This is a genomic window from Streptomyces sp. NPDC020875 (genome assembly GCF_040641415.1).
Taxonomy (GTDB): Bacteria; Actinomycetota; Actinomycetes; order Streptomycetales; family Streptomycetaceae; genus Streptomyces.
The window spans coordinates 25,797-50,726 of sequence record NZ_JBFADP010000002.1 but is presented as its reverse complement, the minus strand read 5'-3'; the positions used below and the strand labels follow the sequence as shown (position 1 = coordinate 50,726).

The following is a 24,930-nucleotide window of genomic DNA, read 5'->3' as shown; positions in this document are numbered from 1 at the left end:
TACCGACGCATCGGAGTCCCCGTGTCGCTGCCACCCCTGGTCGAGCCAGCCGCTGAGCTCACCGTCGACGAGGTCCGCCGGTACTCCCGCCACCTGATCATCCCGGATGTCGGGATGGACGGGCAGAAGCGGCTCAAGAACGCCAAGGTGCTCTGTGTGGGCGCGGGCGGACTCGGGTCCCCCGCCCTGATGTATCTGGCCGCGGCCGGTGTCGGAACCCTCGGCATCGTCGAGTTCGACGAGGTCGACGAGTCGAATCTGCAGCGTCAGATCATCCACAGCCAGTCCGACATCGGCCGGTCCAAGGCCGCGTCCGCGAAGGACTCGGTCCTCGGGATCAACCCGTACGTCAATGTCGTTCTGCACGAGGAGCGGCTCGAAGCCGACAACGTGCTCGACATCTTCGGCCAGTACGACCTCATCGTCGACGGCACGGACAACTTCGCCACCCGCTATCTGGTGAACGACGCCTGTGTGCTGCTCGACAAGCCGTATGTCTGGGGCTCGATCTACCGCTTCGACGGGCAGGCGTCCGTCTTCTGGTCCGAGCACGGCCCCTGCTACCGCTGCCTCTACCCCGAGCCCCCGCCGCCGGGCATGGTGCCCAGCTGCGCCGAGGGCGGTGTCCTCGGAGTGCTCTGCGCCTCCGTCGGCTCGATCCAGGTCACCGAGGCCATCAAGCTGCTCGCGGGCGTCGGCGAGCCGCTGGTCGGCCGACTGATGATCTACGACGCCCTGGAGATGCAGTACCGCCAGGTCAAGGTCCGCAAGGACCCGAACTGCGCGGTCTGCGGCGAGAACCCGACCGTCACCGAACTGATCGACTACGAGGCGTTCTGCGGTGTCGTCTCGGAGGAGGCCCAGGAGGCGGCGGCCGGTTCGACGATCACTCCCAAGCAGCTCAAGGAGTGGATCGACGACGACGAGAACATCGAGATCATCGATGTCCGGGAAGTCAACGAGTACGAGATCGTCTCGATCCCCGGCGCCAAGCTGATCCCCAAGAACGAGTTCCTGATGGGTACGGCCCTCCAGGGGCTGCCCCAGGACAAGAAGATCGTCCTGCACTGCAAGACGGGTGTCCGTAGTGCGGAGGTGCTGGCCGTCCTGAAGTCGGCGGGCTTCTCCGACGCCGTCCATGTCGGCGGCGGTGTCATCGGCTGGGTCAACCAGATCGAGCCGCACAAGCCGGTCTACTGACCGACCCGCGTATCGCTCACCGGGCCCCGGCGCCGCGTCCTCGACGCGTCCGCCGGGGCCCGGCCCGTACGGTGTCCGTACGGTGGCGGCCCCCGCCCAATGGCCCGGCCCGGGCCCGGCCGGCCCGGACCCGGCCCGGACCCGCCCGTCAGGAGCAGACCGTCCCGTTCGGCGGGACCCTGCCCGTCAGCAGATAGTCGTCCACCAGCCGGGTAGCGCACTTCGAGAAGCCGTACGAGCCGTGGTTCTCGCCCTTGCTGGTGACCAGCACACCCACTCCGGCGCCCAGGCCCTCGGCCATCCGCTCGGCGCCCTCGACCGGGGTCGCCGGATCGCCCGTGGTGCCGACGACCAGGATCGGGGCCGCGCCCTTCGCCGACACCTTCGGCTTCTCCCACGCCCCGTCCACCGGCCAGTCGGCGCACCAGCCCGCCACGTCCCAGGCCAGATAGGGCCCGAAGACGGGGGAGACCTCGGTGAACTCGGCGAGATGACGCGAGGTCACCTCCGCGGTCGTGGGCCGGGCCGCGGCGTCGGCGCACGATATCGCGCGCTGTGCGTGGTCCTGAGTGGTGTAACGGCCCTTCCGGTCCCGGCCCGTGTACATATCGGCGAAGGCCAGCAGTACGGATCCGTCGCCCCGCTCGGCCGCCTCCAGACCGTCCGTCAGATACGGCCAGTACTCCTCGGTATAGAGCGCCTGGATGATGCCGGTGAGCGCCATCGTCTCGGTCAGCCGCCGGTCGTCCCCGGCGGGCAGCGGCCGGGAGTCCAGCCCCTTGAGCAGCTTCACCGTCCGGGCCGTCCCGGCGTCGGCGCCGATGCCCCGGCTCTTGTAGTAGTTCTCCAGGGCCCGCTGGAAGCCGAGGGCCTGATTGCGCGGGCCGCCCGCGAAGTCCGCCGTGGGATCGACGACGCCGTCCATCGCCAGCCGCCCCACGTTACCGGGGAAGAGGTGGGCGTAGACCCCGCCCAGTTCGGTGCCGTACGAGAAGCCCAGATAGTTCAGCTTGCCGTCGCCGAGGACCTGGCGCATCAGATCGAGGTCGCGGGCCGCGTTGGCCGTCCCCACATGGGGCAGCACCTTCCCCGAACGCCGGGCGCAGCCCTCGCCGAAGTCCGCGGCCGTCGCCATGTACGCGCGCTGTTCGGCCGGGGTGTCGGGGGTCGCGTCGACCCGGTGGGCCGCCTCGGTCTGCTGGTGGTCCCGGCAGACCACGGCGGAGCTCTCGGCGACCCCGCGCGGATCGAAGCTGACCAGGTCGTAGCGGCGGTTCAGCTCCGTGAAGCCGTCGGCGGCGCCCGGCAGCCCGGCGACGCCCGAGCCGCCCGGGCCGCCGAAGTTGAAGAGCAGGGAGCCGAGCCGGTCCCGCTCGTCCTTCGCCTTCGACCGGATCAGGGCGATCCCGATCGTCTCGCCGTCCGGCCGGGTGTAGTCGAGCGGCGCCTTCATCGTCGCGCACCGCCAGGAGGAGCCGGGCTTCTCCGCGGCCGACCCGTCGGCCTTGACCGGGGCGTCGCACGCCGACCAGTCGAGCCGCTGCCCGGTGAGCGCGGCGGGCAGGGCACCGGTCGGTGCCGGTGACGCCCCCGCCGCGCGGGTGGGCGGCTGCTCGTCCGGGGCCTTTGTTCCGCCGGATTCCCCCGACGGCGCGGATGGCTTCGGCGGCGGCTTCGGGCCCCCGCCCCCGCCCCCTGTACAGGCGGTGCCCGCGAGCACCAGCGCGACCGCCAGGGCCGCCGCCCGGCGGACGCCGGGTCCGATAGATCCGTAACGCATGATGGAATCCCCCGTGGGGCCCGGCCCTGCACGGCCCGGGACCCCGTTCCTTCGACAGTCGTTCCATCCTATGTACCGCCACTGACAGCGTGCCGGTACCGGTTTTCGGCCGCCGGTACGTCAGCGGCAGACCGTGCCCGCCGCCGGAACCCGCCCCTCCAGCAGATAGGCGTCGACCGCGCCCTTCACACAGGTGCTGGTCGCGTTGTACGCGCCGTGGCCCTGGCCCTCGTAGGTGATCTCGACCCCGACGCCGGGCCCGAGCGCGCCGACCATCGCCCGTGCGCCCTCGTACGGTGTCGCGGGGTCACCGGTGTTGCCGATCACCACGATCGGCGGGGCGCCGGGGGCGGACACGTCGGGGTGCTCCCAGGTGCCGGGGACGGGCCAGTTGGTGCAGCCCAGCATGCCCCAGCCCAGATAGTCGCCGAAGACCGGCGATGCCGCGCGGAACGCGGGCAGCTTCGCCTCGACCTGTGCCACCGGGACGCGGTCCTCGGTGTCGACACAGCTGATCGCGGTGAAGGCGGCGCCCATATTGTCGTACTCGCCGTTCTCGTTCCGGCCGTTCATCGCGTCGGAGAGGGCGAGCAGCAGCGATCCGTCGCCGCCGTCCGCCTCGTCCACGCCCTGCTCCAGCAGCGGCCAGAACTGCTGTGAGTACAGGGACTGGGCGATGCCGTTGAGAGCCTGGGTCTGGGTCAGTTCCCGGCCCCCGGCGGCCGGGACGGGCTGCCGGTCGAGCCGCTTCAGCAGCTCCGTGATCTGCCCCTCGACCTCGGCGACCGTGGTACCGGCGATCAGGCACTGGTCGCCCCGGTCCACACAGTCCTTGGCGAAGTTGTCCAGGGCGAGCTGGAAGCCCTTCGCCTGGCCGAGTGAGCTCTGCTCGGAGTTCTTCGTCGGGTCCACGACCGCGTCGAAGACGGCCCGGCCGACCTTCGCCGGGAAGAGGTGGGCGTAGACCCCGCCCAGTTCGGTGCCGTAGGAGATGCCGAAGTAGGAGAGCTTGTCGTCGCCGAGGACCTGGCGCATCAGATCGAGGTCGCGGGCCGCGTTCTCGGTCCCGACATGGGGGAGCGCGGCGCCCGAGCGCCGGTCGCAGGCGGCGGCGTACGACTTCAGACCGTTGTTGTACGCGGTCACCTCGGCGTCCGTGTCGGGGGTGGCGTCGAGGGCGTAGAACTTGTCCAGCGCGGCATCGCTCTCGCACTCCACGGGCTTGCTCCGGCCGACGCCGCGCGGATCGAAGCTGACCAGGTCGTAGCGGGTGTTCAGGGCCCCGTAGTCGGTCGCGGCGGCGGGCAGGGTCGTCACTCCGGAACCGCCGGGTCCGCCGAAGTTGAAGATCAATGAGCCGATACGTTTCGCCGGGTCGGTCGCCTCGGCCCTGATGAGTGCCAGACCGATGGTCTCGCCGTCCGGGTCGGCGTAGTCGAGGGGCGCCTTGATGGTGGCGCACTCCCAGGCCGAGCCGCCGGGCGGGGGCTCGGGCGCCGCTCCGCCGCCCTCTGCCTGCGACGGCGCCGGGCACGCCTTCCACGCGGGTTTCTGGCCGGTCAGCTCGCGGCCCAGGGGCGGGGGCGCGGTCCGCGACGCGCTCGCCCGCTCCGGGGTGCGGGAGGCATCCGCCGTACGGGACGCGGTGCGGTCCGCCGCCGCCGTACTGGTCGTCCCGGCGGCGGGTTCGCCCTCCTCGTCCCCGCCGCCGCCCGAACAGCCCGCGGCCAGGAGGACGGAGAGGGAGGCGGCGACGGCCGCGGTACGCACGGTGGTGGCAGAGGTCGGCATGCCGCCATCGTGCGGGCCGGGCGGACAGACCGCCCCCGCGGTGGTCCACTCGGGTGGTCGCCCGCCCCCGGCCCGGCGTGGCTTCCGGTCCGGGGGCGGCTTCCATGCCCGGCGCGCCCCCGGACCGGGTCCGGCTGCCGGAACGCGCCGGAGGCGCCCCCCTCGTACGAAGGGGGGCGCCTCCGGCGACGACCTAGAGGGCGCCCTTGCGGGAGAGATGGCTGAACGCCAGCCAGCCCGGCAGCACCGGCAGCCAGAGCGTCAGGATCCGGTAGAGCAGTACCGCCGCGGTCGCCACGTCCTTCGGTACGCCCGCCGCGATGAGGCCGAGGATCAGCGCGCCCTCGACCGCGCCCACACCACCCGGTGTCGGCGCCGCCGACCCCAGGGCGTTGCCCGCCAGGAAGACCACCGCGAGGCTGGCGTAGCTCAGCGGCTGGGCGCCGTCGTTGAACGCCCGGACCGACGCGTCGAGGCACATCACGAAGGCGAAGGTCAGCAGGAGCTGGCCGCCGATACCGGTGAGCAGCTTCACCGGCCGCTGGAGTACGTCGAGCATCCGCGGCACGACCCCGGCGAAGAGCGACCGCAGCCGGGTCGAGACGAACTTCCGCAGGAACGGGATGGCCGTCACCACCAGGACCAGCACCGCGACCGTCAGCAGACCGGCGATGACCGTTCTGGACGGGCTGAGCGACGGTGTCTTCTCGGTACCGGTCAGATAGCCGAAGGTCAGCAGCAGCAGGATGTGCGCCCCGAGCCCGAAGAGCTGGGCGGCGCCCACACTCGCCACCGCGAGCCCCGGACGTACCCCGGAACGCTGGAGGAACCGGGTGTTCAGCGCGACACCGCCGACCGCGGCCGGGGCGACGATCTTCACAAAGGACCCGGCGACCTGCGCGAGCACGGTTCTGGGGAACGGCACCCGTTCGGGGACGAAGCCCAGCAGGCTCATCGCCGCCGCGAGATAGCTCAGGGCGGAGAAGGCGACCGCGACCGCCACCCACATCCAGTGGGCGCTGCTGAAGTCGGCGCCCAGGTTGTTGCCCGCGATCTGGGAGAGCAGGAAGTACGCGGCCACCGCGCCCGCGATCAGACTGACCAGGGTGCGGGGGCGGATCCGCTCCAGCCGGACCGGCTCCACCGGCGCCTGCGGCCGGATCAGCAGGACCTGATGGCGGATCTGGGTGAGGAGGTCCTCCTCCCGGGTCTCCTCCAGCGCTTCTTCGACGGCTCGCTTGTCGGCCTTGTCCGGTTTGCCGGTCCGTTCGGTTTTTCCGGTCTTGGTGGGCTTGGCTGTTCCACCGGCCTTGGTGAGCTCGGCGGCCTGGTCGGCTCTGCCGGTCTCAACGGCCCCGGCGGTCTCGTCGGTCTCGTCGGTGGGGGCTTTCGCGGTGACCCCGCCGTCGGTGTCATGGGCCGCCGCGGCCTCCGCGCGGGCCCGCCGGGCCGCCGCCGACGCCTCCAGTACGGCCTCGCGCTCCCGCTCGGCCCGCTCCCGGGCCAGCCGCCGCAGGGTCGCCCGGGTGGAGCGGCTGAGGGCGATCGGCTGGAGCAGTGGCAGACAGTCCGCGACCGCGTCCGGCCCGAGGACCTCCAGGGCCCCCGAGACGGCCCGCTCGGCGCCCACCCGCAGACCCAGGGTGACCAGCAGCTGGGCCACGTCCATCCGCAGCACCAGATCGCCCGCCGCGATCTCGCCGCCCCGCAGATCGGTGAGGATGACCTTGCCGGAACGATCCACCAGGATCGCGTCGCCGGTCAGCCTGCGGTGCGCGATCCGGCGCGACTGGAGGGCCTTGACCTGCCGCCAGGCCCCGCGGACGACGTCGTCGGTGATCTCGTCGTCCGCCATGGCGTCCAGGGAACGGCCGCCCAGGTGCTCGTAGACCAGCATCACCGCGTCGGGTCCCAGCTCGGACGTGGCGATCAGCTTGGGCGCGTTGGCCCCGGCCGCGATCGCCGCGTACGCGAGCAGAGCCTCCTGCTCCAGCGCCTGCCGCAGCGACTGGAGGGAGGAGCGGCGGGTGGTGATGGAGCGCAGCGTCAGCCGCCGCCAGAGCCGGTAGAAGAAGCCGTGTGCCTGCTGTTCGCGGTCGACGACGGTGACATCGAGGGGTGGCCCCTCCTCCAGGGTCACCAGATAGCGGCGGCCCCGGTCGCCCGCCTCGGCAGTGCCGTCGGGCCCGTCGGGCGCGTCCTCCGTGCGCATCGCGGTGACCGGGCGGAAGCCGACGTGGCGCAGACCCGCCAGCAGGGTCTGGCCGGTGGGCCGGACGTTCGGCGAGCCGACCGCGTAGAGGGTGCCGTACGCCACGGACCAGCCGAGGAGCACGGTGAGCACGATCGAGAACGGGGTGGTGTATCCGGCCACCAGCATGGCGAAGGCGTCCAGCAGCAGGACCACCCAGAGCACCACCCGCCACCGGGGTCTGCGGGCCATGCCGACGGCCGTCATATAGGCGATGACGGGGGCCAGATAGCCGTGGACGGGGTCGGTCAGACCGCCGCCCTGGGCCCGGGTGAGGGCTTCCTGGACGCTGTCGGGGGCCATCCGGGCGACCCAGAGGTCGGTGGCGAGGGTGACCCCGTGGGCCAGGACCGCGGCCAGGACGCCGTCCGCGATCCGCAGCCCGTCCCGTTTGATCAGCCGTTCGATCGCGAAGGCGATGGGGACCAGGAGGACGGCGATCGAGGAGACCAGACCGGCCAGCTTCACCAGCAGGACGGGGGCCTGCTCGGTCCCCTTGCTGATGTCGTGTTCGAGGCCGGTCGTCGTCCCCTGGGCGAAGGCGGCGATGGCGAGGAGGACGGCGATCGCGAGGACGCCGCCGAGGAAACGCATCAGATCCGACGGGCGGTGCACCCGGGCGGCGAGCAGCGGCTCGTCGCCGGAGACCCGGTCGGCACCGGCGACCGACTCGGCGCCGGAGTCCCGCGCGGGCCCGTCCGTGGGGTCGGTGGCGGGCTCGTCTGTGGGGTCGTCTGTGGGGTCGGGGTCGGGCTCGGTGGTCGGCTCGTCCCCGGAGCGCCGGTCCGGCCGGTCCGACTGATCCGCCGGGCGGGCCGGGGCGGGAGCGTCCCCCGCGGTCGCTCCAGGCCCCGGCTCACCGGCGGCGTCGTCCGTGTCGCGGTGGCCGTCCCGGCGGTCACGGTCGTCCCGGTCGTCGTCGCCGTCGGACGCGCGGGATCCGGCTGCCGCACCCGGGCCGCCGGTACCTCCGCCGCGCCGGCCGGACCCTCCGGCTCCGGTCCCGGGCCGACCGTCGGTACCGGAGGGCGTATCGGAGCCCGGAGGCGGACCGGAACCGGAATCCGGGCCGGGGCCGGTGTCGGCACCCGAGCCCGAACCCGAACTGGAATCGGAACCGGAGGCCGTGGGCGTACCGGCACGCGGTCGCGTTTCGGCGGCCGGTCCGTTCTTCCCGCCGGGGGCCGGACGTGAATCGGCCCGGCTGCGCTCACCGGAGGGCTGTACGCGGCCGGAGCCGCTCGCGCCGCCCGGGCCGGAACCGGTGCCGTCGCCGGACCGGGCGCGGGCACGCCGACGCCCGGCGCCGGTACCGCCCGCGGCGGATCCGGCGCCGTCGACCGCCTCTGTCATGTCCTCGATCGGCTTATCGTCCTTGCTGTCGTCGGGCACCCCGTCGGACGGGGCGCCTCCGGTCGTCGGGGCGGGTGTCCCGGCATCCTCCGGGCGGGGCCCGGTGCCGTCGGCGTCAGCCGCTGTGCCAGCCCGCACACCCCGCTCCCTTCTCCGCCGTCCCGGTGTCCTCCCGGTCACGTATCACCCGTCACCGTCCGCGCACGATGGTGGCACGACCGGGCCCCGCGGACGGCCATCAGGGTGTCCTGTACCGGCGTGACCTGCGCAATAGTTCGCGATGAGTCGGTCATGGTCACCCTTTTCGCCCCGTGTCGTAACTATCTTCCGCGGCTTCCCGGACCGTGCCGCGGTCCGTCCATCCTGACGGCCCGTGCCGTCCGGTGCACGGGGTTGTCCACAGGCACCCCGGCTTGTCGGTGCGGTGGGGCAGGATGGCGGGATGGAAGAGGTCGTGGAGATCCCGGACTACGCGGAGCGGGTGCTCGACGTCGCCGAGCGGATCCCGCCCGGCCGGGTGATGACGTACGGCGATATCGCCGAGTGGCTCGGTGAGGGCGGCCCGCGTCAGGTCGGCCGGGTCATGGCGCTGTTCGGCGGCGCGGTGCCCTGGTGGCGGGTGGTGCGCGCGGACGGCACCGTGCTGCCGGGACACGAGCCGGACGCCCTCGGGCACTACCGCGCGGAGGGCACCCCGCTGCGGATCGCGCCCGCGAGCGCCGAGGGACACATACCCCGGATCGACATGCGCCGGGCCCGCTGGGACGGCGGTACGGGCGGCACGGGCGGCGACCTCGGGGATCGTGACGACCGGGGCGACCGTGCCGGTGCCGGTGCGGGCGAAGGTGACGACGACGGTGACCGTGGGCCCGGCCTGGAGAGCGGCGGCGCCCGCGATCGACGGTGACCACCGCCGGGAGCCCGGCGGACGGCTGCCCGGGGAGTACCGGGAGGCCCCGGACCGCCCCGGCGCTCCGGTCGTACCCCGCCCGGCGGGCGGAGCCGTACGGGCCGCCCGGTCGGCTCCGGCCACCGGCCGGACCGTCCGTCCCGGCTCCGTTTCCGGCCGTGTTCTCCGCCGCGTTTCCGGCTGCGTTACCGTCCGTGCCACCGGGACCGTGACGACCCGTACCCGTACCCCACGGCGCGCACGGCATCTGTGCCCCGCGGAGCCGGGCCGGTTCCGTCGGGTCGCGGGCGGAACCGCCCCGGCCGTCTTACGGGCGTCGGTGCCGGTCGTCCGGGGGCGTACGGCCCCGGCTCCGGCCGCTCCCGCGCCTCCGGCACCCGCCGGGCCCGCCGACCCGACCGCCCCGGAGCCCGGGGTAGCGTCTTCAGCGCGCGGCTCCGGCCCCGCCCGCTCCATCAGCACCACCACACCCACCAGGACCGGCGATCCACGTGAGTTCCTCCTCCACCACCGGGCGTACGCCGTACCCGCGATCGGCGCGGTACGGGGCTTCAGCACGCCCTGCTCAGGGGCGCGGAGGCCGGAACCCGGGTGCGTACCGGCTGGTGCGTACCGAGCCCGGAACGACGGATCCCCCCCTCCTTGACGCCGCGCAGCGCGCCGTGGTTGACCACGGCGACGGCCCCCTGCTCGTCCTCGCGGGCCCCGGCACCGGCAAGACCACCACCCTCGTCGAGGCCGTCGCCGCCCGGATCGCGGCCGGTACCGACCCCGAGCGGATCCTCGTCCTGACCTTCAGCCGGAAGGCCGCGGTCGAACTGCGGGACCGGATGGCCGTCCGGCTCGGCGGCGCCCACGGCCCGCAGGCGACGACCTTCCACTCCTTCTGCTACGCCCTGATCCGGGCCCATCAGGACGCCGACCTCTTCGCCGAGCCGCTGCGGCTGCTCTCGGGGCCCGAGCAGGACGTGGCCGTACGCGAACTCCTCGCGGGCCAGATCGGGCTGGAGGCCGACGGGCTCGCCCGCAACGAATGGCCCGACGAACTGCGGGCCTGCCTCACCACCCGGGGCTTCGCCGACGAGGTCCGGGCCGTGCTGGCCCGCAGCCGGGAGCTGGGGCTCGACCCGGCCGCGCTCAAGCGGTTCGCCGAACGCACCGGCCGCCGCGACTGGCGGGCCGCCGCGTCCTTCCTCGCCGAATACCTCGACGTCCTCGATATGCAGGGCGTGCTCGACTATGCCGAACTCGTCCACCGGGCCGTTCTGCTCGCCGAGCGCGCCGCGCCCGCGCGCGGGTTCCCGTACGACTTCCCGTACGACGCGGTCTTCGTCGACGAGTACCAGGACACCGACCCGTCCCAGGTCCGGCTGCTGCGGGCGCTGGCGGGCGGCGGCCGGACCCTGGTCGCGTTCGGCGACCCCGACCAGTCCATCTACGCCTTCCGGGGCGCGGATGTGAACGGCATCCTCGACTTCCCCACCGCCTTCCCGCACACCGACGGCACCCCGGCGGGCGTCGCCGTGCTCACCACCTCCCGCCGGAGCGGCGACGTACCGCTGACGGCCACCCGGCTGCTGACCCGCCGGATGCCCCTCACCCGGCTGCCCGCCGACAAGGTCCGGGCCCACCGAGAGCTGGCCGCCGTCCGCGAGGGCGGCGTGGTGGAGGCGTACACCTATCCCACCTCCTCCGCCGAGCTGGACAACATCGCCGACGTCCTGCGCCGGGCCCATCTGGAGGACGGCGTCCCCTGGCACGACATGGCGGTCCTGGTCCGGGCGGGCAGCCGGACCATCCCGACCGTCCGCCGCGCGCTCACCTCGGCCGGGGTACCGCTGGAGGTCGACGGCGCGGACGTACCCCTGCGCCATGAACCGGCCGTGGCGCCCCTGCTCACGGCCCTGCGGGCGGTCGCGACCCCGCTCGCCGCCACGCCCGCCGCTCCGGCCGGCCCGGCGGCCGACAGCGGATCCGACGCGGACACCGGTGCCGGTGCCGATGCCGATGCCGGATCGTCGTCCGGCCCGGACGACGGCGTACCGGAACCGGCCGACGGCGCGCTCGCCGAGCCCGGCCCGGAACAGGACGCGGCCGAGGACGGGACCAATGGCGAGGCCGCTGACGAGAAGAGGGCCGGAGACGGGGGCCCAGCCCCCGCGGCCGATGCCGATGCTGATACCGGGGCCGGGGCCGGATGGCTCGACACCGAGACCGCCCTCACCCTGCTCACCTCGCCCCTCGGCGGAATGGACGCCGCCGACCTGCGCCGGCTCGGCCGGGCCCTGCGCGACGAGGAACGCGCCGCCGGAAACCGGCTGCCGCCCCCCTCCGACCTGCTCGTCGCCCGAGCCGTGGCCGAACCGGAACGGCTCGCCGTCCACGACCCCGGCTATGCCCGCCGCGCCCGTGAACTCGGCCTCCTGCTGGCCAGGACCCGGGCCGTACTCGACGGCGGCGGCACCGCCGAGGACGCCCTGTGGGAGCTGTGGAACGGGACGTACTGGCCCCAGCGTCTGGAGAACGCGGCCCTGCGCGGCGGCGCCGCGGGCCGTAACGCCGACCGCGACCTCGACGCCGTCTGCGCCCTCTTCGACACGGCCGCCCGCGCCGAGGAACGCACCGGCGGCCGCGGCGCGCTCAACTTCATCGAGGAGATCGAGGCCCAGGACATCGCCGCGGACACCCTCTTCGCCCGGGAGACCCGCCCCGACGCGGTCCGGCTGATGACGGCCCACCGCGCCAAGGGCCTCGAATGGGGGCTCGTCGTCGTCGCCGGGGTACAGGAGGGCCTCTGGCCCGACCTCCGCCGCCGCGGCTCCCTGCTCGAAGCCGACCGGATCGGCCGCGACGGACTGGCCGAACCCCTCACCCCCGGCGCCCTCCTCGCCGAGGAACGCCGGCTCTTCTACGTAGCCGCCACCCGGGCCCGCGACCGGCTGGTCGTCACCGCCGTCAAGGCCCCCGCCGACGACGGCGACCAGCCGTCCCGCTTCCTCACCGAACTCGGCGTCGAGCCCGTCGCCGTCGCGGGCCGCCCCCGGCGGCCCCTCGCCGTCTCCGCCCTTGTCGCCGAACTCCGCGCCACCACCGTCGACCCGTCGGCGGCCCCCGCCCTCCGCGACGCCGCCGCGCGGCGGCTCGCCCGCCTCGCCGCCCTCCACGACGACGAGGGCGGCCCCCTGGTGCCCGCCGCGCACCCCGACCGCTGGTGGGGCCTGTACGAACCCACCCACAGCACCGCCCCCCTACGGGACGCCACCCGGCCCGTCGCCCTCTCCGGCAGCGCCCTCGACCAGCTCGCCAACGCCTGCGCCCTCCAGTGGTTCCTCGGCCGGGAGGTCAGGGCCGACGCCCCCGCCACCGCCGCCCAGGGCTTCGGCAACGTCATCCACGTACTCGCCGACGAGGTCGCCTCCGGCCGCACCCCCGCCGACCTCGCCGTCCTGATGGAACGCCTCGAATCCGTCTGGGGCGCCCTCGCCTTCGACGCGCCCTGGAAGTCGGAACAGGAGAAACGGCAGGCCAGGATCGCGCTGGAGCGCTTCCTCCGCTGGCATGTGATGGACCGCGGCGGCCGCACCCCCGCCGCCACCGAACACGACTTCGACGTCGTCCTGGAAGCGGGGGAGTACGAGGTACGGATCCGGGGCTCCATGGACCGGGTCGAGAGGGACGCGGACGGCCGGGCGTACGTCGTCGACTTCAAGACCGGCAAACAGGCCCCCACCGGCGAAGAGGTCGCCCGCCACCCCCAGCTCGCGGTCTACCAGCTGGCGGTACGCGAAGGCGCCCTCGACGACACCTTCGACGGCGACCGCCCCGTGCCCGGCGGCGCCGAACTCGTCCAGCTGCGGCAGCCCGCGCCGCGCAGGGAAGGCGGCGAGGAACTCCCCCGCGTCCAGGCACAGGAACCGCTCGCCGGGGAGTGGGTCGGCGAACTCCTCGCCACGGCGGCGGGCCGCGTCCTCGACGAACGCTTCACCCCCACGACGGGCACACAGTGCGCGACCTGTACGTTCCAGTCCTCCTGCAGCGCCCGCCCGGAAGGCCGCCACGTCATCGACTGACCGCCGCCCGCAGGAGCCTGTGTGTGGGGGGCTTGCCCTCGTATGCCGACCGCGCGCGGTCTGTGGCTGTTCGCGCAGTTCCGCCCCCTATGCCTTCGGCAATGGGGGGACCCCCAGCGCCTTGGCCCTCCACGGCATTGCCGACTACCCGGTCTCGCCCGGCGCCATCGGGTACTCCCCGGCCTGCGGACCGTGGGTGGTTGCTCGCGCAGTTCCCCGCGCCCCTGGTTGCCTTCCTGGCCGCCCTCGGAAAGAGCCCGACCCCTCGCGAGCGGGGTCGGGGCCCATTTCGGGGACGGCGCTCGGGAGAGCATTTAGGGGCGCGGGGAACTGCGCGAACAGCCACGACGGTGGTGCAGACCGCGAACTACACCAGGCTGCCGGGCGCGGCGCGGGTTGTGGGCCTCACCAGGAGGGCCAAGGCGCTGAGGGTCCCCCCGGCGTCGCCCGGGGCACGCGACGCGGGACTGACAGCTCCCGGCCAGGGGCTGTCAGTCCCTGGCCGTAGCCTCGAAGCATGAACCCCGCCCGGATCGACGACCCCGAGCAGCTCAAGGAGCTGCTCGGGATCCCCTTCACCCCGGAGCAGACGGCGTGCATCACCGCGCCGCCCGCCCCGCAGGTCGTCGTCGCCGGGGCCGGGTCCGGGAAGACGACGGTGATGGCCGCCCGCGTCGTCTGGCTCGTCGGGACGGGGCAGGTCGCCCCCGAGGAGGTCCTGGGGCTGACGTTCACGAACAAGGCCGCGGGCGAGCTGGCCGACCGGGTCAGGACCGCCCTCGTCCGGGCCGGGGTCACCGATCCCGACGCGATCGACCCGGACAACCCCCCGGGCGAGCCCAGGATCTCCACGTACCACGCCTTCGCCGGGCAGCTCCTCGCCGATCACGGTCTGCGGATCGGCCTGGAGCCGACCGCCCGGCTTCTCGCCGACGCCACCCGGTTCCAGCTCGCGGCCCGGGTGCTGCGGGAGGCCCCGGGCCCGTATCCGGCGCTCACCCGCTCCTTCCCCACCCTCGTCGGCGATCTGCTCGCCCTCGACGCGGAGCTGTCCGAGCATCTGGTGGACCCGGAGCGGCTCGCCGCGTACGACACCGACCTCCAGCGCGTACTGGACGGCACCCGGCTGGGCAACGCCGAGCTGCGCAAGGTCCCCGAAGCCGTCGCCGCCCGCCGTGAGCTGCTCGAACTGACCGCCCGCTACCGCACCGCGAAACGCTCCCGCGAACTGCTCGACTTCGGTGACCAGATCGCCCTCTCCGCCGAGCTGGCCCTCACCCGGCCCGAGACGGGACGGATCCTGCGGGACGAGTTCAAGGTCGTCCTCCTCGACGAGTACCAGGACACCTCGGTCGCCCAGCGGATCCTGCTCTCCGGACTCTTCGGCCGGGGCACGGGCCACGCCGTGACCGCCGTCGGCGACCCCTGCCAGGCCATCTACGGCTGGCGCGGCGCCTCCGTGGCCAATCTGGACGACTTCCCCGAGCACTTCCCGCACCGCGACGGCACGCCCGCCACCCGCTACGCCCTGAGCGAGAACCGCCGCAGCGGCGGCAGGCTCCTACGGCTCGCCAACGGCCTCGCCGCCCCCCTGCGAGCCCGGCACGCGGGCGTCGAGGCGCTGCGGCCCGCGCCCGGCGCCGAGCACGACGGCGGCGTACGGATCGCCCTGCTGCCGACGCACGCCGAGGAGATCGCCTGGCTCGCCGACTCCGTCGCCCACCTCGTCCGGACGGGCACCGCGCCCGGTGAGATCGCCGTCCTGTGCCGTACCGCCGCCGACTTCCCCGAGATCCAGGGCGCCCTGGTCGCCCGGGACGTCCCCGTCGAGGTCGTCGGGCTCTCCGGGCTGCTGCACCTGCCCGAGGTCGCCGATCTCGTCGCCGTCTGCGAAGTCCTCCAGGACCCCGGCGCCAACGCGTCCCTGGTCCGGCTGCTCACCGGCCCCCGCTGGCGGATCGGCCTCCGCGATCTGGCGCTCCTCGGCCGCCGCGCCCGGCTGCTGGTCCACCGGCGGGGCGACGACGACCCCGCCGACGCCGATGAACGGCTCGCCGCCGCCGTCGAGGGCACCGACCCGGCGGAAGTGGTCTCCCTCGCCGACGCCCTCGACACCTTCCTCGAACCCGCCGGAGGCGGAGGGAGCGGAGGCAGTGGCGGAGGGGCCGCGGACGGCCGGGACGACGGCCTGCCGTTCTCCGCCGAGGCCCGGGTCCGCTTCGCGCATCTCGCCGCCGAGCTGCGGGAGCTGCGCCGCGCCCTGGGCGACCCCCTGATGGACGTGCTGCACCGGGTCCTCGGCGCCACCGGGCTCGACGTCGAACTGTCGGCGTCCCCGCACGCCCTCGCCGCCCGCCGCCGGGAGACCCTCGCCAACTTCCTCGACATCGCGGCCTCCTTCGCCGGACTCGACGGCGAGGCCGGGCTCCTCGCCTTCCTCGGCTTCCTGCGGACCGCCGCCCAGTACGAGAAGGGCCTCGACAACGCCCTCCCCGGCGGTGAGAACACGGTCAAGGTCCTCACCGCCCACAAGTCCAAGGGACTGGAGTGGGACGTGGTCGCCGTCCCCGGGCTCGTCACCGGCCAGTTCCCGAACGAGCGGGGGCGCGAGGCATGGACCTCGCACCCCCAGGTCCTGCCGCACGCCCTGCGCGGTGACGCCGCCACCCTCCCCGACGTCACGGCCTGGGACGCCAAGGGGCTGAAGGCGTTCAAGGAGGGGATGAAGGAGCACCAGCACACGGAGGAGCTGCGGCTCGGATACGTCACCTTCACCCGCCCCCGGTCCCTGTTGCTGGGCTCCGGACACTGGTGGGGGCCCACCCAGAAGCGCCGCCGGGGGCCCTCCGCCTTCCTGGAGGCGCTGTACGACCACTGCGCGGCCGGGTTCGGCGAGATCGAGGCATGGGCGGACGCCCCCGCCGACGACGCCGTGAACCCGTCGCTCGCGGAGACCGGGCCCGAGCACGCCTGGCCGCTGCCGCTCGACCCGGAGTCCCTGCGCCGCCGCCGCCGGGCCGCCGAGACCGTACGGGCCCACCTCCACCGCGCCCGGCGCCCGGAGGACCCCGTCACCGGGTATCAGCGCGCCGACGAGCCGTACGCCGGGCAGCCGTACGCCGACGAGCCGTACGCCGGGGACGCGTACGCGGACGACCTTTTCCCCGAGGGGCTGGACGACGAGACGGCCCCCGACGACGAGTGGGACCAGCCCCACCCCGGATACGACGCCGACCCCTACGGGACCGCCGACGGCGCCCCGCCGTACGACGAGACCCCCGGCCCCGGCGCCGCCTCCGGAGCCGTACTCCCGCACCAGCCGTCCGGCCCCCCGCCCCGCCCCGGACCCGGCGGTGACGGTGACGACGGTGACGGTGACGACGACGGCGAGCTGACCCCCGAGGAGCTGCGCACCATCGCCTCCTGGGACCGCGATCTCGAAGCCCTCTCCGGGGAGCTGCGGCGCAGAGGGGCGGCCGTCCGGGACGTCCCGCTGCCCGCCTCGCTCACCGCGTCCCAGCTGCTCCGGCTCGCCGCCGACCCCGACGGCTTCGCCCGCGAGCTGGCCCGGCCCATGCCGCGTCCGCCGCAGCCCGCCGCCCGGCGCGGTACCCGCTTCCACGCCTGGGTCGAGTCCCGGTTCGAGGAGCTGCCGCTGCCCCTGCACGGCCCGGACGAGCTCCCCGGTGATCCGTACGATCATGACGCCGGTGATATCCGCCACCATGGTGATGAAGAAGACATCACGGACGAGCAGGATCTCGCCGAACTCAAGGAGGCGTTTGCCCGTACGCCGTACGCCCGCCGGACCCCCCACCGGATGGAGTTCCCGTTCCGGATCACCCTCGCCGGGCGGGTGGTCCGGGGCCGGATCGACGCCGTCTACCGGACCCCGGGCGCCGACGGGGCCCCCGCCGCGTTCGAGATCGTGGACTGGAAGACCGGCAGATCCGCCACCGCCGACCCCCTCCAGCTCGCCGTCTACCGGCTGGCCTGGGCCGAACAGCACGGGCTCGCCCCCGAGGACGTGACCGCGTCCTTCGTCTTCGTCCGCAGCGGCGAGACCGTCACCCCGGCCCGGCTGCCCGGCCGGGACGAGCTGGAACGGCTCCTCCGGGGCGCCCCCGAAGGCGGTCGGGGCGTGGCCGGAGCCCCCGCCGGAGACCCCGTCGCGGCGGGTACGGCGGCGGAGGGCGACCCGTACGCCGGTTAGGCTCATACACATGAGCGACACCTCGGACAGCGCCGTCCGTACGTACATCCGGCAGCACCGCGAAACCTTCCTCGCGGAGCTCGCGGAATGGCTGCGGATTCCCTCCGTCTCGGCCCAGCCGGAGCACGCGGAGGACGTCCGGCGCAGCGCCGACTGGCTGGTCGGCGCCCTCCGGGAGACCGGCTTCCCGGTCGCCGAGGTCTGGCCCACGGCGGGCGCCCCCGCCGTCTTCGCCGAATGGCCGTCCGACCAGCCGGACGCCCCCGTCGTCCTCGTCTACGGACACCACGACGTCCAGCCCGCCGCCCTCGCCGACGGCTGGGAGTCCGAGCCGTTCGAGCCCCGGATCGACGGCGGCCGGATGTACGCCAGGGGCGCCGCCGACGACAAGGGCCAGGTCTTCTTCCACACCCTCGGGGTCCGGGCCCATCTCGCCGCCACCGGCCGTACCGCCCCCGCCGTCCATCTGAAGCTGCTGATCGAGGGCGAGGAGGAGTCCGGTTCGCCCCACTTCCGGGCCCTGGTGGAGGAGCGGGCCGAGCGGCTGGCCGCCGATACCGTGATCGTCTCCGATACCGGGATGTGGTCCGAGACCACCCCCACCGTCTGTACCGGGATGCGGGGGCTCGTCGACTGCGAGATCGCCCTCCACGGACCGGCGCAGGACATCCACTCCGGCTCCTTCGGCGGCGCCGTACCCAACCCGGCGACCGTCGCCGCCAGGCTCGCGGGCGCCCTCCACGACGCCGGTGAACGCGTCGCGATCCCCGGCTTCTACGACGGCGTGGTCCCCGTGAGCGACGCCGAACGCGCCCTCTTCGCCGAGCTGCCGTTCGACGAGGCGTCCTGGCTGGCCACCGCCAAATCGTCCGGCACCCTCGGCGAGGCCGGATATACGACCCTGGAACGGATCTGGGCCCGCCCGACCGCCGAGGTCAACGGCATCGGCGGCGGCTACCAGGGCCCCGGCGGCAAGACCATCGTCCCCGCCACCGCCCGGCTGAAGCTCACCTTCCGGCTGGTGGCGGGCCAGGACCCCGACGCCGTCGAGGTCGCCGTAGCCCGCTGGGTCGCCGACCGCGTCCCCGACGGCATCGGCTACGACCTCTCGTTCGCCGCCTCCACCCGGCCCTGCCTCACCCCCCTCGACCATCCCGCGCTCCAGTCCGTCGTCCGCGCCATGAGCCGGGCCTTCGACGGCCGGAAGATCCTCTTCACCCGTGAGGGCGGCTCGGGACCCGCCGCCGACCTCCAGGACGTCCTGGGGGCACCCGTCCTCTTCCTGGGCATCTCGGTACCCTCCGACGGCTGGCACGCGCCCAACGAGAAGGTCGAGATCGAACTGCTGCTGAAAGGCGTCGAGACGGCCGCCCACCTCTGGGAGGACCTCGGGAGCGCGGCCCGCTGACCACCCGCCCCCACCGGCACCCGGCTTTTTCCGCCCGCCCACCCGACCCCGCCACCACCGAGAACGTTCAGTAACCGCCCACCGCCGAACTGGAACCCGTCCGGGGGAGTTGGAAGTACGTTGAGCACCGAGAGCCAGTCCACCGCCGACCAGCCCATCAGCCTGACCGCGCCCAGCGGGATCGACCGCGCGGCCCACCACCGGCTGGACGAGGCGTGGCTGGCGGCGGCGTGGAGCCACCCGACGACCCGGGTGTTCGTGGTCTCCGGCGGACGCGCCCTCGTCGACGACACCCCCGACGGGCGGACCGAGCTCGTGATGACCCCCGCCTTCGAGGCGCCCGTCACCGAGACCCACCGCTACTTCCTCGGCACCGACCCCGACGGAGTCCGCTACTTCGCCCTCCAGAAGGACTCCCTGCCCGGCCGGATGGACCAGTCCGCCCGCCCGGCCGGACTCCGGGAGGCCGGAATGCTGCTCTCCGCCCGGGACGCGGGCCTGCTGGCCCATGCCGTCGCCCTGGAGAACTGGCAGCGGCTGCACCGCTTCTGCTCCCGCTGCGGGGAGCGGACCGTGATCGCCGCCGCCGGGCACATCCGCCGCTGCCAGGCATGCGGCGCCGAACACTATCCCCGGACCGACCCCGCCGTGATCATGCTGATCACCGACGAGGAGGACCGGGCGCTCCTCGGCCGCCAGCTCCACTGGCCCGAGGGGCGCTTCTCGACCCTGGCGGGGTTCGTGGAGCCGGGGGAGTCGCTGGAGCAGGCCGTCCGCCGGGAGGCGTTCGAGGAGGCGGGGGTCGTCGTCGGAGACGTGGCGTACGTGGCGAGCCAGCCGTGGCCCTTCCCGTCCAGCCTGATGCTCGGCTTCACCGCCCGGGCGACCACGTCCGGGATAACGGTCGACGGCGAGGAACTCCACGAGGCCCGCTGGTTCTCCCGCGACGAGCTGACCGCCGCCTTCGACTCGGGCGAGGTGCTGCCCCCGTACGGGATCTCCATCGCGGCCCGGCTGATCGAGATCTGGTACGGCAAGCCGCTCCCCAGGCCCGGCGGCAACGGCTCCCTCTGAGCCGCCCGCGCCCATCCGCGGCGATGCGCGGAAACCCGCGCCCAACCGCGGCCAGGTGCGGAGCTACGCCGAAACGCGCAGACGGCCGTCCGGCCCCGTCTTCTACGACGAGGGGCCGGACGGCCGCCAGGGGCGACGGGCCCGTCCGGGCCCGGTCGCCGGGTCAGGCGCCGAGCGCCTGCTTCACCTGGGCGAGACTCGGGTTGGTCATCACGGTCTCGGTACCGCCGGGGGAAACCGCCAGCACGGTGGGCACCGTCTGATTGCCGCCGTTGACCTTCTCGACGAAGGCCGCGGAGTCCGGGTCCTGCTCGATGTTGATCTCGGTGTACGCGATGCCCTCGCGATCCATCTGGCTCTTCAGCCGACGGCAGTATCCGCACCACGTGGTGCTGTACATCGTCACAGTGCCCGACATCGTCCTACGACTCCTCTGTCCTGCCGGGGCCATCGGCCCCCCACTCGGTGCGGTCCCGTCCGGTGCGATCCGCACCGCCTAGAACGTACGTGACCCGGCCACCATTCCCGTATCCCGGGTCGGCCGGGAACACCTTCGCCCCCGTCGCCGACGGTGAAAAGGCTGCCGGTGCCCCGCCATCACCGGAGGCCGCAGGGGTGGCGGAACCGGGCGAGAGGCGACCGGCGGCCCGCGGCCCGAGACCAATCCCACCCCGCCGGGCACACCCCCGGTACGACGAACAGCGCCCTCCTGTGGACAACCGCCGCACCCGCCCCGCGAGACCTGGCAGCATGGCGGGGTGACAGCAGCAACGCACTCCTCCCTCTTCCCGCAGGTCCCCGAGTCGGCCGACGCGGTGCTCGACGGGCTCGACCCCGAGCAGCGCGAGGTGGCGACCGCCCTGCACGGCCCGGTGTGCGTGCTGGCGGGCGCCGGCACGGGCAAGACGCGCGCGATCACCCACCGCATCGCGTACGGCGTCCGGGCCGGAATCCTCCAGCCCGCCAGTGTGCTGGCCGTCACCTTCACCAACCGCGCCGCGGGCGAGATGCGGGGCAGACTCCGCGACCTGGGCGCCGGTGGCGTCCAGGCCCGCACCTTCCACTCCGCCGCCCTGCGCCAGCTCCAGTATTTTTGGCCGAAAGTCGTCGGTGGTGATCTGCCCCGGCTGCTCGAACGCAAGATCCAGCTCGTCGCCGAGGCCGCCGCTCGCTGCCGAATCCGGCTCGACCGCAATGAGCTCCGCGACGTGACCAGCGAAATCGAGTGGGCCAAGGTCACCCAGACCGTCCCCGCCGACTACCCCGCCGTCGTCGCCAAGTCGCTCAGGGACGCCCCGCGCGACCCATCGGAAATCAGCCAGATCTATGCGCTGTACGAACAGCTCAAGCGCGATCGCGCGGTGATTGACTTCGAGGACGTGCTGCTGCTGACCGTCGGCATCCTCCAGGACCGCCAGGACATCGCCGACCAGATCCGCAGGCAGTACCAGCACTTCGTCGTCGACGAGTACCAGGACGTCAGCCCCCTCCAGCAGCGACTCCTCGACCTCTGGCTCGGCGACCGGGACAGCCTCTGCGTCGTCGGCGACGCCAGCCAGACCATCTACTCCTTCACCGGCGCCACCCCCGACCATCTGCTGGACTTCCGCACCCGCCACCCCTCGGCGACCGTCGTGAAGCTCGTCCGCGACTACCGCTCCACCCCCCAGGTGGTCCATCTCGCCAACGGCCTCCTCGGCCAGGCCAGGGGCCGGGCCGCCCAGCACCGCCTGGAACTGGTCTCCCAGCGCGACCCCGGCCCCGAACCCGCCTACACCGAATACCCCGACGAACCCGCCGAGGCCGAGGGCACCGCCCGCCGGATCCGCGATCTCGTCGCCGCCGGAGTCCCCGCCGGGGAGATCGCCGTCCTCTACCGGGTCAACGCCCAGTCCGAGGTCTACGAGCAGGCACTCGCCGACGCCGGAGTGCCCTACCAGCTCCGCGGCGCCGAGCGGTTCTTCGAACGCCAGGAGGTCCGCGAGGCCGGAGTCGCCCTCCGCGGCGCCGCCAGGGCCGGATCCAACGACGCCCTCCTCGACGACGCCGAGGACCTTCCCGCCCAGGTCCGGGCCGTGCTCTCCACCAAGGGCTGGACCGACCGGCCCCCCGCCGGATCCGGCGCCGTCCGGGACCGCTGGGAATCCCTCGCCGCCCTCGTCCGGCTCGCCGAGGAGTTCGCCCGCGCCAAGCCCGGCGCGAGCCTCGCCGACCTCGTCGCCGAACTCGACGAACGGGCCGCCGCCCAGCACGCCCCCACCGTCCAGGGCGTCACCCTCGCGTCACTGCACGCCGCCAAGGGCCTCGAATGGGACGCCGTCTTCCTCGTCGGCCTCACCGAGGGCACCATGCCCATCACCTACGCCAAGACCGACGAGCAGATCGAGGAGGAGCGCCGGCTGCTCTACGTCGGTGTCACCCGCGCCCGGCTCCACCTCTCCCTCTCCTGGGCGCTCTCCCGCTCCCCCGGCGGCCGGGCGGGCCGCCGCCCCACCCGCTTCCTCAACGGGCTGCGACCCGGCTCCACCGCCCCCGGCGCCCGGACCGCCGGAGGCGGCGGCGGAGTCGAGTCCGGCGGCTCCGGCCGCCGCAAGCGGCGCGGACCCGTGCTCTGCCGGGTCTGCGGCAAGACGCTCACCGACGCCGGCGAGATGAAGCTGATGCGCTGCGAGGACTGCCCGTCCGACATGGACGAGGCGCTCTACGAACGCCTCCGCGACTGGCGCTCCGGACAGGCCCGGGAGCTCGGCCAGCCCGCCTACTGCGTCTTCACCGACAAGACCCTGATGGCCATCGCCGAAGCCGTCCCCGGCGACGAGCGGGAGCTGAGCGCGATCTCCGGAGTCGGAGGCCGCAAGCTGGACCGCTTCGGCGCCGACGTCCTCGCCATTTGCGCAGGCCAGGACGTGGAGAGCGGTCCCGAGGAGGAGTGAGGAAAACTCGTCGGAAAAATAGTTTGCGCAGGCCCCGACCCGCCCCATAGGTTCTTAACCACGAGAACGGGCGCTTCACTGAAGCCCTGTCCTCGTGATGTACTTATCCGAATACATGCGACCGGCCCCGGCCGGTCCCGAGACGCCGAGAGGAGGCGAACCCAGTGATCACCATCAAGACCGACTACATCGGCTTTACCGGCACTGCCGCGAACTTCGTCGGCACCGCCACCGCCGCGATGACCGATCGCTCGGCCGTCGTCTCCGCCTGCTCGCTCGGCTTCTCCGCGTCGCTGCTCGTCAATGGCAGTGGTCTGGGCAATGGCACCGGTCTGTCCGGCGCCATGGCCGCCACCCCTGCCGTCGCTCTGCGGGCCGGACTTCCCGTCCGGGGCATGGAGCGGGTCGAGCGACCGACCAAGGCACTGGTGGCAGCAGCAGCGGGCGACCCCGTCAAGGGCTATGCCTTCGCGGCGGCCAGTGCCGACAACACGCAGCAGACGAAGCAGCACCCCACCAAGTGGGCCTTCCGTGGGCATGAACCCTGGAGTGATCCAGCCTGATCTGATCAGGCCGGCGCCTTCAGGGCCGCGGAACCCACTCGGGATCCGCGGCCCTTCTGTTTTCCCCGGCACAGGGGAGAACGGCCCGAAGGAGCCTCGGGACAGCACCACCCGGTACCAAGCCCCCCGAAACCGCCGGGGGACCACCAACCGGCAGACCGCCGGACCGACAAGACGAGGAAAGACAGACCGTGCAACTCGAAGCGCACGCCACGTCCGTACCGCCGCACCCGCAGATCGCCCCGCCCGCCCACGCGAAGGACTCCCTCTTGACCTCCCCCGCCCCGCTCACCGCGCTGACCGCGCTCGACGACGCCATCGAGAACCTCGGCGTACCCGTCCCCTGCCGTTCGTACGACCCGGAGGTCTTCTTCGCCGAGTCCCCGGCGGACGTCGAGTACGCCAAGTCCCTCTGCCGCACCTGCCCCCTGATGGAGGCATGCCTCGCGGGCGCCAAGGAGCGCCGCGAGCCGTGGGGTGTCTGGGGCGGCGAGCTGTTCGTCCAGGGCGTGGTCGTCGCCCGCAAGCGGCCCCGTGGTCGCCCGCGTAAGAACCCGGTCTCGGCATGAAAGCCATCGGAACCATCGACCGCCCCTACGCGCACGACCCCCAGAAGCAGGACCCCATGCCCACTGCCGTGAACGAGCTTCCGCGCTCGGCTACCACAGACGTCACCACCACCGGCGCGGCCGTCGCCCGCCAGAACAGGACCCACGCGATGCAACTCATCCCAGAAGCCATGGCGCGCGCGCAAATGCGCGACCGCCTGCGCGAAGCCGACGCGGAACGCCGGGCCACGCGCCTGGTCGCCGCGCGGCGCATGCAGCGCCGGGCGGAGCGCGCCTCGATGCGTGCCCGCCGGGCGCTCGCCATGGCCGTCATGAACTAGGTAGACCCTCTTCGGATCTCGCCGGGCTCGCAGGCATGAAGCCTCGTCCGGTCTGATCCACCGGGAAAATCCCTGGTCGCCCAGTCGAACGGCGACAACAGCCCGCGGGGGCCGGTCCGTCAGGACCGGCCCCCGCGGTGCGTTGCCCCGGCCCCCGCCCCGGGCGGAGGTATCGTCACCGGGTGGACGAGCAGAAAACTCCTTGTCCGGACGACCCGGACGACCCGGACGACCCGGGCGCCGAGCGCGTCGGATGCGCCCGCTGCGGTCGGGACGCCGGGGGACCGGCCCCCCTCACCTGGACCTGCTCCATGGAGAACGGCACCCGCCGCTACCTCTGCGACGACTGCGCCCGCGCCAACCTCCGCGCCATCGAAGGCCGCCTCCACTCCAGCTGGTGGTAGTTCCGGAGGACGGAGCACAGCGAGACGCGCCCTCCACCGTTTCTCCGCCTCCCCCGGGGGCCCCTCCCCCCGCCCCCGCCCCTCCCGCCCC

The 24,930-nt window shown here is 73.5% G+C and carries 15 protein-coding genes; 11 read left to right on the top strand and 4 right to left on the bottom strand.

Annotated features, from left to right (window positions below; translation table 11 throughout):
- Window positions 1-21: 21 nt before the first annotated feature.
- On the top strand, window positions 22-1,200 hold the full coding sequence (gene moeZ / locus AB0G74_RS01455) for an adenylyltransferase/sulfurtransferase MoeZ (RefSeq protein ID WP_361139085.1): 1,179 nt from the start codon (window positions 22-24) through the stop codon (window positions 1,198-1,200).
- 148 nt (window positions 1,201-1,348) lie between these two features.
- On the opposite strand, the gene AB0G74_RS01450 is transcribed toward moeZ, so the two are convergent.
- The 3 genes from AB0G74_RS01450 to AB0G74_RS01440 all read right to left on the bottom strand — a co-directional run bounded on the left by AB0G74_RS01450 (window position 1,349) and on the right by AB0G74_RS01440 (window position 8,513).
- On the bottom strand, window positions 1,349-2,980 hold the full coding sequence (locus AB0G74_RS01450) for an alpha/beta hydrolase (RefSeq protein ID WP_361139083.1): 1,632 nt from the start codon (window positions 2,978-2,980) through the stop codon (window positions 1,349-1,351).
- 120 nt (window positions 2,981-3,100) lie between these two features.
- On the bottom strand, window positions 3,101-4,771 hold the full coding sequence (locus AB0G74_RS01445; protein ID WP_361139081.1) for an alpha/beta hydrolase: 1,671 nt from the start codon (window positions 4,769-4,771) through the stop codon (window positions 3,101-3,103).
- A 193-nt stretch (window positions 4,772-4,964) separates the two neighbouring features.
- Window positions 4,965-8,513: a lysylphosphatidylglycerol synthase transmembrane domain-containing protein gene (locus AB0G74_RS01440; RefSeq protein WP_361139078.1), complete on the bottom strand. Its 3,549-nt coding sequence runs from the start codon at window positions 8,511-8,513 to the stop codon at window positions 4,965-4,967.
- Window positions 8,514-8,817: 304 nt separating this feature from the next.
- Between AB0G74_RS01440 and AB0G74_RS01435 the strand changes: the two genes are divergently transcribed.
- The 5 genes from AB0G74_RS01435 (at window position 8,818) to nudC (ending at window position 20,050) form a co-directional block, all read left to right on the top strand.
- Window positions 8,818-9,282, top strand: a complete 465-nt coding sequence (locus tag AB0G74_RS01435) for an MGMT family protein (protein ID WP_361139076.1) — start codon at window positions 8,818-8,820, stop codon at window positions 9,280-9,282.
- A gap of 494 nt (window positions 9,283-9,776) precedes the next feature.
- Entirely contained in the window at window positions 9,777-13,355 is a 3,579-nt protein-coding gene (locus AB0G74_RS01430; protein ID WP_361139073.1) for an ATP-dependent DNA helicase, read from the top strand.
- Window positions 13,356-13,872: 517 nt separating this feature from the next.
- The gene (locus AB0G74_RS01425) at window positions 13,873-17,568 is read left to right on the top strand and encodes an ATP-dependent DNA helicase (protein ID WP_361139070.1); all 3,696 of its coding nucleotides are present in this window, start codon (window positions 13,873-13,875) and stop codon (window positions 17,566-17,568) included.
- A gap of 10 nt (window positions 17,569-17,578) precedes the next feature.
- Window positions 17,579-18,976 (top strand): dipeptidase, encoded by a 1,398-nt coding sequence (locus AB0G74_RS01420; RefSeq protein ID WP_361139067.1) that lies wholly within the window; start codon window positions 17,579-17,581, stop codon window positions 18,974-18,976.
- Between the two features lie 120 nt (window positions 18,977-19,096).
- The gene (gene nudC, locus AB0G74_RS01415) at window positions 19,097-20,050 is read left to right on the top strand and encodes an NAD(+) diphosphatase (RefSeq protein ID WP_361139064.1); all 954 of its coding nucleotides are present in this window, start codon (window positions 19,097-19,099) and stop codon (window positions 20,048-20,050) included.
- A 163-nt stretch (window positions 20,051-20,213) separates the two neighbouring features.
- On the opposite strand, the gene AB0G74_RS01410 is transcribed toward nudC, so the two are convergent.
- The gene (locus AB0G74_RS01410) at window positions 20,214-20,468 is read right to left on the bottom strand and encodes a mycoredoxin (protein ID WP_361139061.1); all 255 of its coding nucleotides are present in this window, start codon (window positions 20,466-20,468) and stop codon (window positions 20,214-20,216) included.
- 340 nt (window positions 20,469-20,808) lie between these two features.
- Between AB0G74_RS01410 and AB0G74_RS01405 the strand changes: the two genes are divergently transcribed.
- The 5 genes from AB0G74_RS01405 to AB0G74_RS01385 all read left to right on the top strand — a co-directional run bounded on the left by AB0G74_RS01405 (window position 20,809) and on the right by AB0G74_RS01385 (window position 24,839).
- Entirely contained in the window at window positions 20,809-22,983 is a 2,175-nt protein-coding gene (locus AB0G74_RS01405) for an ATP-dependent DNA helicase UvrD2 (protein ID WP_361139059.1), read from the top strand.
- 239 nt (window positions 22,984-23,222) lie between these two features.
- Window positions 23,223-23,546 carry a hypothetical protein gene (locus tag AB0G74_RS01400; RefSeq protein WP_361139489.1) on the top strand — a complete coding sequence of 108 codons (324 nt, stop codon included), beginning with the start codon at window positions 23,223-23,225 and terminating at the stop codon, window positions 23,544-23,546.
- Between the two features lie 191 nt (window positions 23,547-23,737).
- The gene (locus tag AB0G74_RS01395; protein WP_361139057.1) at window positions 23,738-24,115 is read left to right on the top strand and encodes a WhiB family transcriptional regulator; all 378 of its coding nucleotides are present in this window, start codon (window positions 23,738-23,740) and stop codon (window positions 24,113-24,115) included.
- On the top strand, window positions 24,112-24,435 hold the full coding sequence (locus tag AB0G74_RS01390) for a hypothetical protein (RefSeq protein WP_361139055.1): 324 nt from the start codon (window positions 24,112-24,114) through the stop codon (window positions 24,433-24,435). The genes AB0G74_RS01395 and AB0G74_RS01390 overlap by 4 nt, the downstream gene beginning before the upstream one ends.
- Window positions 24,436-24,617: 182 nt before the next feature.
- Complete coding sequence (locus tag AB0G74_RS01385) at window positions 24,618-24,839, top strand: hypothetical protein (RefSeq protein WP_361139053.1); 222 nt, start codon at window positions 24,618-24,620, stop codon at window positions 24,837-24,839.
- Window positions 24,840-24,930: the final 91 nt, after the last annotated feature.

What these genes read in the sequence shown, in the direction of transcription:
- AB0G74_RS01450 (WP_361139083.1), bottom strand. Translation starts at nt 2,980, where the DNA reads ATGCGTTACGGATCTATCGGACCCGGCGTCCGCCGGGCGGCGGCCCTG.
- AB0G74_RS01445 (WP_361139081.1), bottom strand. Translation starts at nt 4,771, where the DNA reads ATGCCGACCTCTGCCACCACCGTGCGTACCGCGGCCGTCGCCGCCTCC.
- AB0G74_RS01435 (WP_361139076.1), top strand. Translation starts at nt 8,818, where the DNA reads ATGGAAGAGGTCGTGGAGATCCCGGACTACGCGGAGCGGGTGCTCGAC.
- AB0G74_RS01425 (WP_361139070.1), top strand. Translation starts at nt 13,873, where the DNA reads ATGAACCCCGCCCGGATCGACGACCCCGAGCAGCTCAAGGAGCTGCTC.
- AB0G74_RS01420 (WP_361139067.1), top strand. Translation starts at nt 17,579, where the DNA reads ATGAGCGACACCTCGGACAGCGCCGTCCGTACGTACATCCGGCAGCAC.
- AB0G74_RS01410 (WP_361139061.1), bottom strand. Translation starts at nt 20,468, where the DNA reads ATGTCGGGCACTGTGACGATGTACAGCACCACGTGGTGCGGATACTGC.
- AB0G74_RS01400 (WP_361139489.1), top strand. Translation starts at nt 23,223, where the DNA reads ATGACCGATCGCTCGGCCGTCGTCTCCGCCTGCTCGCTCGGCTTCTCC.
- AB0G74_RS01390 (WP_361139055.1), top strand. Translation starts at nt 24,112, where the DNA reads ATGAAAGCCATCGGAACCATCGACCGCCCCTACGCGCACGACCCCCAG.